Consider the following 12,525-nt stretch of genomic DNA (forward strand, 5'->3'; position numbering starts at 1 on the left):
ACGGCCATGGCGGCTGTCAATTGATGGAATCGAGGCGATTCAGATCGATCTCGTACTGCTTGATCTTGAGTCGAAGCGTCGACTCGGGAATGTTCAACTGGGCGGCAGCGTGCTTCTTGACCCCTCCCTGCTGTTTGAGCGCCTTGACAATGAACTTCCGCTCCCAGAACGCCAGGTAATCATACAGCGAATATGATTCATTGAACCGGAGATCATCGCCGACGGGTGTTGGCGGCTCGTCTGCATCGATGTCAGGCACGTGACCTGAGGAAATCTTACTCGAAAGAACATCAATGCCAATAACGTCCTGCTCCCCGGCCAGCAGCACCAGCTTCTTGATCTCGTTTTCAAGCTCCCGAATGTTCCCCGGCCAATCGTATGCCACGAGATAGCGGACGGTCTCCGGCGACACATGCTTGCCGCTCTCCGCCAGGAAATGTTCGATCAGCAGCGGGATATCTTCCTTGCGCTCGCGCAGCGGCGGAAGCCGGAACGACAATGCCGAGAGACGGTAATACAGGTCCTGGCGAAACAACCCGGACGCCATCATCTGCTTCAGGTCTTTATTGGTCGCGGAAATCACTCGCACGTCCACCTTGCGCGGGACCGTTTCGCCCAACCGCACCAGCTCTTTCTCTTCGAGAACGCGCAGCACCTTGGCCTGTATGCTGAGCGGCATATCGGCGATCTCGTCAAGGAAGAACGTGCCGCCGTCCGCCTCCTCGAACAGCCCCACCTTGTCGCGGTCGGCGCCAGTGAAGGCACCCCGCTTATACCCGAATAGCTCGGATTCAAGCAGGGTCTCCGGCAAGGCCGCACAATTGACGGAGATGAACCGTTTGCTGCGACGGGTGGAATTGTAGTGGATGGCGCGCGCCAGCAAGTCCTTGCCGCTGCCGGTCTCACCTTCGATCGACACCGAAATATTCGAATTCACCACCTGTCGCACCTGGGCCAGCATCTGGATCATCTGGGCGTTGTGCGTGATGATATTCGGGAACGCTGCCTGCTCCTGCAACTGCTCTTTGAGACGACGGTTGTCTTCAAGCAGCCTCAACTTCTGCAACTCGGCTGCCTTGAGCGCGATGATATCGGAGAAGCCAACTGCGAAATTGAGCTCCGCCTGGCTGAACGGGTTCAGCGCATTGTCCGAAGACAGCTTGTCCAGATACAAATACTCGATACTACCGTCGGCCGTGCGGATCGGGATGACGATGATACTGGCCACCACCTCGGGGACATCCTGCAACAGACCGTTGATGTATGGATCGCGCCGGCAATCGAGACGCAGCGTGGGGCGCGTGGACGATATCTCCTCGTCCAGCAGACGTCCGAAATTCTCGGCGAATCGCTTAACCTGATGGGGCGTGAGGCTGAACGAAGCCGCCACCGGCTGGCTTTCGAAATCGGGCGCGAATATGATGGCCCGGTCGGCATTGGTGCGCTGAAGCAATACCTCCAGGATCTGATCAAAGCCGCTTGCTTTAAGGTCCTGAACCTCAGTCGGTGATATCATATTGCCGAACAGCTTGAATTCGTTGGCGTCGGATACCGACAGCGCCACCGCCTGATCGGTGAGCGAAACCAGAAACTGATTCACCGCGCGCACTTTAGCTTTATCATCAAAGCCCGCAAACGCACGTTCAGCACGGCTGAGCCGGCGGAACCCCCGCGCCAGGTCCCCCTGTTGGCAGGCATAGACGCCAGTGCGGTAATCGCTTTCGGCCATCCAATATTCCAACTTGAGTTTGCGGAAAAGCCGCCCCGCCTCATCGTAGCAACCCTTCACTTTGTCAGCGTACTCACTGCCGGCCTCAGCCTTGATCTCCGCCATGACCAGAAGCGCCCGTGCCAACTCATACGGGTCGCCAACCTCGCGAAGCTCTTCAACAGCCTGGCGAATATATTCCAGCGCATCAGTCATCTCGTTGCGCACGGCAAAAACACGCGCCACAACTCGGCAAGCTAAACCAACCTCGGCCTTCTCACCCAACTTACGGGCGAGATCGAGGCTCTTCTGGGCATACTTCATGGCCTCGTCGTGATTGTCCAGCGCCAGATCAACCTCGGCCAGTCTCCGACTTGTCTGCGTGACCAGGGCCGATTCCGGAGCCATCAGCCGTCCTTGCTGATAGGCCTCACTCAGGAGCGCTTTGGCACGATGCAGGTCTCCCCGCTCGTAGGCCAGTTCGCCGGCATATTCCAGATAGATGATTTTCTCCCGCTTCAGATCGAGCCGTTGAATCAATTGGTGGGCACGCTCCAATTCACGGGCGGCCAGCACGAATTCACGACGGCGCAGATACAGATAGCTCAGCGACAACTGGTCGAGCGCCACCGAGACATCGACTCCTTGCGCCTCGTGGTATGCCAACGCCGTATTCAGGTCTTCCTCCGCCTGAACCCATTGTCCGGACAGAATGTGAATTCGTCCCCGGTTGCCGACCAGCATAGCGCTCTTGTGTGGATCATTCGAGACCATGGCGGTGGCATCACCGATAAAACCGGCGGCGGTATCATAATCGCATCGGATGAAGGCAATGCGGGCGAGTTCGTTGAGGGCGTCGACCTGACCGGGCATGTCCGCGGCCCGGCGATACGAAGCCAGCGCATCGCGCGCCCGAATCTCTGCGTTCTTCAGATCGCCCAGAGATGAATAGGCCTTGGAAAGAACAAGCTGGACTCTTCCGAATCGGACATTAAGCGGGAAATCGGCCAGGAGCTTGGCGCCCCGAAGACCGTTTTCGAGCGCTTTCCGGTAGTTACCTGCCGCCCAGTAGGCCTCCGCTCGCAGCGAAAACAGCAACCCACGCTCATGGTCGCTGTCCTGAAAATCAGACTCCGACACACTCTCCAGTTCCTGGCTGGCAGGCTGGAATTTTCGTTGCCGGAGCAGTTCCTCGACGGCAAGCAGGCGGTTATCAAAAGCGTACTTCTGTGAGGAAAGAGCCATTCGCTTCGTTATCTTCTGTGTTTGTGTTACATCATGCCTAACAACGCCACCTGATCACTTCCACTACGTTCATCGTCCCACTGTACTGGTACGAACGGACACCTTCACCCGCTTGATGCTGGCGCCATCACTATACAGGTACTTAACCGTATAGTAGGAAACCTGGAACACGAGACTGGTCCATGTGTCCACCGGCTGTGGCACCACGCCCGTCGATGTTCCATCCCTTTGGGCGACCTGGGCTGAATCGATCGGAGCTGTTCCATCAGATGGACCACCCGCCGAACCGGAGCCACCACCGTCTGAATCCCATGGATGCTCACCCGTGAAGGCTGTAGCGGAGATAAAGCAGGCGATAGCTAAAGCCAACAGCATTACCAAAGCCGTTATCTTTTTGCTTTTCATACGCGTTACCTCCTAAAGACCCTCTTGACTTTGGCCGCCGAGCCCGGCGGCTCTATTTGAAATGCGAATTGACAATCTGCGCTTGAGGCGCATATCCTGCTGTTCAAAAAGTAAACATTCCGTATTGGTTTGTCAAGCAATATCTTATCTGTCGCACAATCTGCGTCTAACCCCCTGCCGAGCGGTCTCCTGATACCCCCACGGGTGCCGACTTACTAAGGTCTCTCGGGAAAGTCCTCGGCGCGATCTACGGCGCGCTGGGAAGCCTGCGGGCCACCCGCACGCGCTTGATGCGCTGGCCTTCGATCGCCTCAACTGTGAATTCCAGGTCGTGCCAGGAGATTGCAGCTCCTTCTCTTGGTACCGAGCCGACAAGGTCATAAATCAGTCCGCCGACCGTGTCGTAGACTCCCTGCTCGTAATCCGTGCCAAGATGATCCTGTAGGTCCTCCATGAGAAGTCCGGCATCAACCAGGTATTGCCCATTGCCGACGGCCTGAAAGTCCGCCTCCTCCAGATCATGTTCATCCTGTATCTCCCCCACGATCTCTTCGAGTACGTCTTCGAGTGTCACCAGGCCGGAAACGCCTCCGTATTCATCAACCACAATAGCAATGTGCAGCTTTTTCATTTTGAATTCGCGAAGCAGTTCACCGATAACCTTGGATTCCGGCACGAAAAACGGCTTGCGCATATAGGCACTCATCACGAATTCCTCACCCGGCGCCGGAAGGTTCGTGAACAGGTCCTTGACATACAGGATGCCGGTAATATGGTCGATAGTCCCCTCGTAGACGGGGAACCGGGAATGGCCGTCGGCACGGATCAACTCCCTGATTTCGCGGAAGCTCATCGATCGTTCTATACCGGTGATGTCTATCCGCGGCACCATGATCTCCCGGACAACCGTCTGGTCCAGCAGGAAGATGCCGCCGATCATCTTTTTTTCGTCCTCTTCGACCAGCGTTTCGCCAATGCCGGCGTCATCGGCGAGTGTTTCGATAGCTCGCTCGACTATCTCTTCCTTCTCATCCTCAGTCGGCTGGTCTTCCGCCTTCACGCGAGCCATTGCATATCGATACACGACCAGCACCGGCAGAAAGACCACGTACACGGTAGTCACCAGCCAGAAGTAGCGAGGAAACAGTCTGTTCATGGCCCGCCGAGAGGAACGCCGCGGCAGATACTCAAAGAAGAACAGGTGAATGAGCCATACAATGACAAGCCCAACCGGTATCGGGTAGTACGGACTGATATCGACCCGCTGCGAAAGGGACCGCACGAAGAAGATGGTCATGGCAGAGTTCAGGATCAAAACGAACGACTTGAAGACCGTCGCGATCTGCGTGAGCGCGCGCGGATCGCCGGCCAGACGCATGACGTACTCGCGGCGTCGGCCGCTCATCCTGGGAATCATTGAGATAATCTCTTCCGGATCAAGGTACACGGCCAGCGAGTACAAAGAGACGACGTATCCCGTAATCAACGCGCCGGTGGCAATGAGGAAATACAAGAGCGCGTCCATAGCCGGCTACCTCCCGCAAACCTCGGCCAGATATAGCGCTTCGCGTGCTTTCATGCGGGCAGCTTCGGACGGCTTCTTGTGGTTGTAGCCGAACAGATGGAGCAGGCCGTGGCAGACGAGCCACAGGAACTCATCGACCAGCGGCCGCGCGGCTGACTCAGCCTGGCGACGAGCGGTCGGGACGGAGATATATATCTCGCCAAACACCGCACTCTCGCGCGTTGGCTGGTCGAGATTGAACGACAACACGTCGGTCGGCTTATCCATCCGGCGGTAGGTGCGGTTCAATGCGCGGATCTTCTGGTCAGTCGTGAACACCAGGTTGATATCGGCTCGCCAGTCATGGGCTGCCTCGCCGGCCACGACCAGTTCAAACAGCTCGCGTATCTTCTTCCCCGGCAGCCGGGTCCTGGCCTCACGGTACATCCTCAATTGCATGTCACACCCTCCCCTTCTCCTTCTGTGGATAGGCCACGCGCTGGTGGAAGGCGCCGATCAGCATCTGCGCGAACGCTTCGCGAATTCGCGCCAGATCACGTAACGTCAGCGGGCACTCGTCGAGTTCTCCCGACTGGAAGCGGTCGTTGATGATCCGCTGGATCAGACTTTGAATCCGGGCCGGCTTGGGATCATCGAGCGTCCGACTGGCCGCTTCAACGGCATCGGCGAGCATGGCAATCCCGGTCTCTCGCGTCTGCGGCCTTGGACCGGGGTAGCGGAACTTGTCCATGGAGGCCGGGTCCGTTCCCTGCTCCAGAGCCTTGTTGTAAAAATAGGTCATCACCATCGTACCGTGATGCTCTTCGATGAAGTTGAGCACGTCGTCAGGAATATCCGCTTCTTCGCCGAGTAGTCTTCCCCGTTTCACGTGAGCCGACAGGATCAACGATGACATCGAAGGAGAAAGCGCTTCGTGGCGTGACTTGACACTGAGTTGGTTTTCTACGAAGTACTCGGGAATCTCGATCTTGCCGATGTCATGATAATAGCACCCAACGCGTGCCAGGAGGGCGTTGGCGCCGATTGCCTTGGCGGCGGCCTCGCTCAGATTCCCCACACTTATGGAGTGATGATACGTGCCCGGTGCCTCCAGCGCGAGCCGCTTGAGCAACGGGTGATTGAGGTCCGAAAGCTCCAACAGCGTAATATCGGTCGTGATGCCGAACATCGATTCGAACACCGGCAGGATGCCGATCGTCAGGATCGATGAGAAGAACGCCGCTGCCGCACCAAAGCCGATCTGCACGGCCAGCTCGTGTCGCGGGCTCAATTTCAATGTTTCCACCACGTATATGAGCGCGACATACGCCAGCATGACCGAAAACATGATGCGGTAGAAATGCGACCGTTTGCGCACCTCACGAGAGGTGAAGCAGGCAACCGTGCCAATCACAATCGTCATAAGACTGAGCGTGAAGTCGAATCGATGTAGAACACCGAGCAGCAGTGCCAGAATGATCGTCGATAGCATACCGATCTCGGCGTCATACAGGACCGTTACCATGATGGGGAGAACAGCTATCGGATACAGGTAGGCGCCATGTTCGATACCGAGACGCTTGACGATGTACACCAACAGGAGCTGGAGGACGAATACGAGAAAGAGCGCCAACAGCCGGGGATTGGATCGAAAGGTGTCCGGACGGAAGTAAAACAAGAACAGATATTGAATGCCGAACGCAGCCAGCACGAGCAAAATGCGCGCGATGACCGGCCAGAGAGCGACCGGCCACCCCTCGGAAAGCGCCTTCGAATGGCGGATTCGGGCGAGCTCGTTGAGCACCGCCTCTTGTCTGTCTCCCACGCGCATGCCGGCTCGCACGATGATGTCACCGGTGTTGAGCGTCTCCTTCACAGGCGATATCTGCGCCATACTTTCATTCACTCGGCGATTGTATTCCGCCATATCGACCCAGAGATTCGGCTGCAGGAATCCCCGGCCGATCAGGTAATAGAATTCGACGTCGATCGAATCCGTGGCCCCCAGACGATTCAGCGCGGTGAGGAGCCGCCCGTTAGCCAGCGCCAGGTCAAGCAGGCGGTCCCGAGGGTAAACGCTCTCGCGTTCTCCCTGTCGCACCGTGACCGTCACCTGTCGAGAAACCGGCAACGCGTTGAGGTCCTGCATCACCCCGATGTTGTAGATCTCCTCGGCGTAGATACGTTCCAGACGGAGTCGGAGAAGTTCGATGCTCTCTGGCGATGAAAGCGCCTTCGTTATAGCTGTCTGGCTGATGAACGGAAACCGGGCTGCGACCGCTTCGTCGCGATCCGCCTGGGCTTCCGGTCCCGGACCAATCGGGACAACACGCAGAGAATCGATCAGATTGACAAAAACATTAAGCGAGGTATAGACATTTTGCGAGGTAGCCGTATCCTTATTGATCACGTATGGGATGGAGTTCTTCACCATCTCGTGCTCTTCATCGAGTTCACGCTGGCTCTTGTAGACCACGATCTGAAACGGTGCCAGCACATCCGCGGCGCTGATATCACCGCGGTGCGGCATGTCAAGGGGGTTGAAAAGATCCTCGCCCGGGTACGCCAGGCCGATGAGAATCGATGTCGCCACCAGAAGCAGAATCTTGATCGTGCGGGAGCGTGCCGACGGCACGTATTTCACCCGCGTGTCGCTCTGCACCTTGAGCAGGCGCTTGATACTGCGCTTCAGTTTCAGGAGAAGTGAATACATATGGCGACCATCCCTGCCGCCCTACTCTTTGTGTCGGCCGTCTTCGTGCTTCTCGTACGCCTTGATGATGCTCTGAACGAGCTGGTGACGGATAACATCCTTTTCCGTCAGATAGATGAACTCGATTCCCGGTATTCCTTTCAGAATCTTCTGCACTTTCACCAGCCCGGACTGGCGGCGGTCCGCCAGGTCTATCTGCGTAATATCGCCGGTTATCACCGCCTTGGACTTCTCGCCTATCCGCGTGAGAAACATCTTCATCTGCGCATTGGTCGTATTCTGGGCCTCATCGAGTACCACGAATGCCTCGTTGAGCGTCCGTCCCCGCATGAATGCCAGCGGCGCAATCTCGATCACTCCCATCTCCAACAGCTTGGCGATTTTGTCCGGCTGCATCATGTCGTAAAGCGCATCGTAAACCGGCCGAAGATACGGGTCAACTTTTGCACGAATATCCCCCGGCAGAAAGCCGAGTGACTCCCCCGCCTCCACTGCCGGTCGGCAAAACACGATCCGATTCACCCGTTTTGTTTTCAGCTCGGCCACCGCCATCGCCACTGCTAAATAAGTCTTGCCGGTACCGGCCGGTCCAATGGAAAACACGATGTCATGTCTGTCCACCGCCTCCACATACCGTGTCTGGCCGATTGTCTTTGGTTTGATGACCTTCTTGAGTGCGCTGGTCAAAAGCGCTTCGGTGGAGATATCGTTGGCCGGCCCCTGGCCGTTCTCCTTTACCATCGAGATGGCGTAGTTGATATACTGCTCAGTGATAAAATCCCCCGCCTTTATCCGGGTAATCAAATCCCCCAGCAGGCGTACAACCTGCTCCACATCCTGCGGCGTCCCTTCCACCGTGATGCGGTCGCCGCGGGCGATGATCTTGCTGGCAAAGCGCGCTTCAATCAAACGCAGAAACAGATCGTTCTGCCCGAACAGAAGCCGCTGGTCGATTCCCTCGACTGCCAGTGTCCGTGATCGTCTTTCTTCCGTTTCCAGATTCATACCTGTTACTGGCGCTGCGTATCTCCCTTGATTATAAGTCCCAACTCCGCAAGCTGCTCGTCATCAATCGGGGTCGGCGCGCCGTCCATCGGCGATATCGCGTTGGCCGTCTTCGGAAACGCGATCACATCGCGGATAGAATCAGCACCGGTCATCAGCGCCACTAACCGGTCAAGTCCCGGCGCGATCCCCGCATGCGGCGGGGCGCCGTATTCCAACGCACGCAACAGAAAGCCAAACATCCGCTCCGCTCTCTCTTGATTGATGCCAAGTATCGCTAATATCTTCTCCTGCAACTCTCGACGGTTGATCCGCTGCCCGCCCGATGCTATCTCCCAGCCATTAACTACTAAGTCGTACTGAAGCGCCCGCGCCTGACGCCAGGGATGGCGAAGGTCCGTTCCGGGAAGGTTGCTCGTAAAGCCGGCATCGATAAATGCCAAGTCCTCTTCCATCGGATGCGACACGATATTGTGCATTGCCTGCCATCTGCCTGATGGCTCATCATACTCGAACAGCGGGAAGTTTGTCACCCAAAGAAAACTAAACTCCCCAGCCTTTATCAAGCCATGTTCACGCCCAAGCAGCAGCCGCAACTGCCCCAGTATCGACTCCGTCTTGAGCCGCTTGTCCGAGATAATAAACAGCGCATCCCCTTTGGCAACGCCTGCTTTTTCGCACAGCTTGTTCTTGACCTCTTCACCAACGAACTTCAGAATCGGTGACTTATCCTCGGCATCCGTCCGAAGGATATACGCAAGACCGCCTGCGCCCAACTCCTTCGCTTTGGCGGTCAGGTCGTCAATCTGTTTACGCGAGTAAGACCCACCCCCTTTGAGCACGAACCCCTTCACCACCCCGCCGGTACCCAGCGTATCCGTGAACACTTTGAATCCGCACCCGGCCACTGCTTCACTCAAATCGACTATCTCCATCCCGAACCGAAGGTCCGGCTTGTCGATTCCCCAGCGGTCCATCACCTCGGCGTACGCAAATCGTGGGAAGGGCGTCTTCACTTCCACGTTCAGCACTGTCTTGAAAACATGCTTCATCAATCCTTCGATAACGGCGAACACGTCATCTGGCGTGACATACGACATCTCCATGTCGATCTGCGTATGCTCCGGCTGACGGTCCGAGCGGAGGTCTTCATCGCGAAGGCACCGCGCCAGTTGGAAATACTTGTCGAACCCGGAAATCATCAGGATTTGCTTGAGCAATTGCGGCGACTGTGGCAGCGCGTAGAACTTGCCGTTCTGCACCCGGCTCGGTACCACGTAATCGCGCGCTCCTTCCGGCGTGGAGCGGATCAGCAGCGGCGTTTCGATCTCATAGAATCCCACGCTGCTCAGGTAATTGCGAATAGCCATCGTGGTTTCATGCCGAAGGCGCATTTTCTCCTGAAGCGGTTTACGCCGAAGGTCCAAGTATCGGTACTCCAGTCGAAGCAACTCAGCCGCATTCGTATTGTCCGTAATATCAAACGGCGGCGTCTTGGACTCGGCCAGCGTGTAAAATTCGTCCGCCACCACTTCGATTTCGCCGGTTGCCAGCTTAGGGTTGGCGGTGCCGTTGGGGCGTTGGTGCACTTTCCCTTTCACCGCGACTACGAATTCGTTTCGTGCCCGTTGAGCGGCGGCCAGCATCTCGGAATCCATTGTCTCCGGGTCAATTTTGACCTGGGTGATACCGTACCGGTCTCGGAGGTCCAGAAACAGGATACCACCGAGGTTACGGTAGGCATTGACCCAGCCGTTGAGCCGGACGGTTGTTCCAATGTCGGGGGGACGAAGTTGGCCACAGGTGTGAGTACGTTTCAGTTGTAAAAAGTGGGGCACGTATTCCTCTTTAACTTTTTGCCGTGTAAATAATTATCGGCCGGCGGGCCGATTTGGTAGAGTGCGTCGTTTGAATCATTCGCCAGCCTGAAAGTAGGGGCTGGGGGGACGGAAGTCAAGAGGGGGATACACTCAGCAACTGCGCACATAGATCGAACTTGCCGCGCGGGATTAAGTGCAGTATGTTATCGAAGATCACGCGCAAATATGGGCAAGCGGTTGGGTGCGGGCAGAGGAAGGTCAGCTTTTTATGATGACAGATATCCAGATCGAAGGGTTCAAGAGCTTCGGCGCGCCAAATCCCCGACTCAGATTGGGGCCCTTGAATTTCCTCGTTGGCGCTAATGCCTCTGGAAAGTCTAATTTCATAGCCGCACTGCAGTTTGTTCAGAATGCAGTGGTCCAAAACGTGGATTATGCTGTGAACGAGCTTGGCGGAACTGCAGAAGTCCGTAACAAAATCCTGCGTGAGCGCGAGCTACCAAAGCCGGTCAGGTTTTTCCTTCGAAGTGACACGTCGTGGGGGTTCGCAGTCGATAATCGGGAGTGGAGAACACAGTGGATCGAATATGAAGTCTCATTGAACCTCAGAGGGGATGCACCCTCGCCAGTCGTAGCGACGGAATCTCTAGTCGCACAGGTCGAAAACGGCGGGAAAGCAAAACGATTTGAGCTAAAGCGCGATGCAAGTAATGTCTCGATTGTGAACCCGACCTCTGGCTCAGGAGCCAAACTAGAATTGGCGATCCCCGAGCCCGAGCAGAATCGTCTCGCGCTCGGAGTCGGTTTTTATGCGCTTCCTGCTGTGTTCTTAAGGAAAGAGATTGAAAGTTGGCGATTTTTCAACATTAGTCCAAAGGTCGCACGTGAGCCGTACAAGGAATTGCCCGATGTAGGATTGGGAACGTCGGGCGAAAATCTAGCTGTCGTGCTTCACAATATTGAGAAGAACCCGAAGGCCTTGGAAGCAATTGTTCGCGGGCTCCGCGGAGCGGTGCCTGGATTCAAATCCCTGAAAACCGTAAGGCTGCCCGTGGAGGGGAAATACGCCTTTCAGGTTATTGAGGAGCGTATCAAAGCAATTAACCCGTCGTCCGTGTCCGATGGTACGATTCGGCTACTATCGCTGCTGGTTGTAACCCAATGGATGAGTGAGGATTCGCAGTTGATTGCAATCGAGGAGCCTGAAAATGGACTCCACCCACACCTATCTGGATATATCGTCGATATTCTAAAAGCCGCCTCCCTGGAGAAACAACTCATTGTGACAACTCATAATCCCGAATTCCTCAACTCCTTGAGTCCGGATCAAGTCATCATGTTTGAGAAAAAGGACGGCATAACTCAGACAAAAAAGGCCAGCGATATCGATCAGATTGGTGTGTTTAGCAAGCATTTTCGCCTTGGTGAGCTCTGGGAGCAAGGCACTCTCGGGGGAATATTGTGATAATTGGCGTCGGCGTAGAGGGACCGTCGGATCTAAGATTCTGGACCAAGGTGCTCCACAAACACCTCCCACACGTTAAGTTCGATGTTAGAAATATGAAGAATCGTTCGAGGCTCATACGCGAAACGAACAGACTTCTGGAGAGTTTCCGCCACCTTCATTACAACTCATGTTTGGTCCTGCTTGATAGGGACAGCGCTCCATGCAATTCCGAGGTGTTGTCCGAGTTCGATGAGCTGGTACGATCAGAGGCCACCAAGCCTCTCACCGAAAGATACCTTCACATTCTTATAGCCGTTCGTGAACTTGAGGCGTGGTACCTCGCGGACGAACAGGCGATTCAAACTGTCTTCCCCAACCAAGATTATCAAGCACCGCATGACACCAGCGAGTTGAACGCTGAAAGAGTGATATCGAGCTTCTGGAAGAGTGAATTCGGTGGAAGTGCCCTAAATAAGATAGAGTTGGCGGGACTAATTTCTCCCAAGTTTTCTCCCCAGCGCGCAATGGAGTGCTCCACATCTTTCATGCACACTTGGAAGAGAATCACATTCACTGTTTCTCAAGGTTCTGGTCGATAGCCCTTGCCCGGTGCTCCATCATTCATGGTGGGTTTGATTCACCGGAGGATTATAACTGCGAAATTTGACCATAATTGGC

Annotated in this window: 9 protein-coding genes; 2 read left to right on the forward strand and 7 right to left on the reverse strand. The window is 55.6% G+C overall.

Features of this window, described 5'->3' with window-relative positions; all coding sequences use genetic code 11:
* Positions 1 to 16: 16 nt before the first annotated feature.
* The 7 genes from AB1644_03415 to aspS all read right to left on the reverse strand — a co-directional run bounded on the left by AB1644_03415 (position 17) and on the right by aspS (position 10,418).
* Positions 17 to 2,953, reverse strand: a complete 2,937-nt coding sequence (locus AB1644_03415; GenBank protein ID MEW6050095.1) for a sigma 54-interacting transcriptional regulator — start codon at positions 2,951 to 2,953, stop codon at positions 17 to 19.
* Between the two features lie 69 nt (positions 2,954 to 3,022).
* The gene (locus tag AB1644_03420; protein ID MEW6050096.1) at positions 3,023 to 3,358 is read right to left on the reverse strand and encodes a hypothetical protein; all 336 of its coding nucleotides are present in this window, start codon (positions 3,356 to 3,358) and stop codon (positions 3,023 to 3,025) included.
* A gap of 247 nt (positions 3,359 to 3,605) precedes the next feature.
* Positions 3,606 to 4,883, reverse strand: coding sequence for a hemolysin family protein (locus AB1644_03425; GenBank protein ID MEW6050097.1), 1,278 nt, complete (start codon positions 4,881 to 4,883; stop codon positions 3,606 to 3,608).
* A gap of 6 nt (positions 4,884 to 4,889) precedes the next feature.
* On the reverse strand, positions 4,890 to 5,321 hold the full coding sequence (gene ybeY, locus AB1644_03430) for an rRNA maturation RNase YbeY (protein MEW6050098.1): 432 nt from the start codon (positions 5,319 to 5,321) through the stop codon (positions 4,890 to 4,892).
* Between the two features lies 1 nt (position 5,322).
* Positions 5,323 to 7,575 carry an HDIG domain-containing metalloprotein gene (locus AB1644_03435; GenBank protein MEW6050099.1) on the reverse strand — a complete coding sequence of 751 codons (2,253 nt, stop codon included), beginning with the start codon at positions 7,573 to 7,575 and terminating at the stop codon, positions 5,323 to 5,325.
* A 21-nt stretch (positions 7,576 to 7,596) separates the two neighbouring features.
* Positions 7,597 to 8,580 (reverse strand): PhoH family protein, encoded by a 984-nt coding sequence (locus tag AB1644_03440; protein MEW6050100.1) that lies wholly within the window; start codon positions 8,578 to 8,580, stop codon positions 7,597 to 7,599.
* A 5-nt stretch (positions 8,581 to 8,585) separates the two neighbouring features.
* Positions 8,586 to 10,418, reverse strand: a complete 1,833-nt coding sequence (gene aspS, locus AB1644_03445) for an aspartate--tRNA ligase (GenBank protein MEW6050101.1) — start codon at positions 10,416 to 10,418, stop codon at positions 8,586 to 8,588.
* A 250-nt stretch (positions 10,419 to 10,668) separates the two neighbouring features.
* Here aspS and AB1644_03450 point away from each other — a divergent pair, with 250 nt between their 5' ends.
* Complete coding sequence (locus AB1644_03450) at positions 10,669 to 11,865, forward strand: AAA family ATPase (protein MEW6050102.1); 1,197 nt, start codon at positions 10,669 to 10,671, stop codon at positions 11,863 to 11,865.
* Positions 11,862 to 12,446: a DUF4276 family protein gene (locus tag AB1644_03455; GenBank protein MEW6050103.1), complete on the forward strand. Its 585-nt coding sequence runs from the start codon at positions 11,862 to 11,864 to the stop codon at positions 12,444 to 12,446. Before AB1644_03450 ends, AB1644_03455 begins: the two co-directional genes overlap by 4 nt.
* Positions 12,447 to 12,525 lie beyond the last annotated feature (79 nt).

The sequence above is a fragment of the Candidatus Zixiibacteriota bacterium genome, from assembly GCA_040753875.1.
Lineage (GTDB): Bacteria > Zixibacteria > MSB-5A5 > GN15 > FEB-12 > DATKJY01.

Excerpts from the sequence above, each read along its gene's own strand:
- AB1644_03415 (MEW6050095.1), bottom strand. The coding sequence starts at position 2,953 with ATGGCTCTTTCCTCACAGAAGTACGCTTTTGATAACCGCCTGCTTGCC.
- AB1644_03420 (MEW6050096.1), bottom strand. The coding sequence starts at position 3,358 with ATGAAAAGCAAAAAGATAACGGCTTTGGTAATGCTGTTGGCTTTAGCT.
- AB1644_03425 (MEW6050097.1), bottom strand. The coding sequence starts at position 4,883 with ATGGACGCGCTCTTGTATTTCCTCATTGCCACCGGCGCGTTGATTACG.
- ybeY (MEW6050098.1), bottom strand. The coding sequence starts at position 5,321 with ATGCAATTGAGGATGTACCGTGAGGCCAGGACCCGGCTGCCGGGGAAG.
- AB1644_03435 (MEW6050099.1), bottom strand. The coding sequence starts at position 7,575 with ATGTATTCACTTCTCCTGAAACTGAAGCGCAGTATCAAGCGCCTGCTC.
- AB1644_03440 (MEW6050100.1), bottom strand. The coding sequence starts at position 8,580 with ATGAATCTGGAAACGGAAGAAAGACGATCACGGACACTGGCAGTCGAG.
- AB1644_03450 (MEW6050102.1), top strand. The coding sequence starts at position 10,669 with ATGATGACAGATATCCAGATCGAAGGGTTCAAGAGCTTCGGCGCGCCA.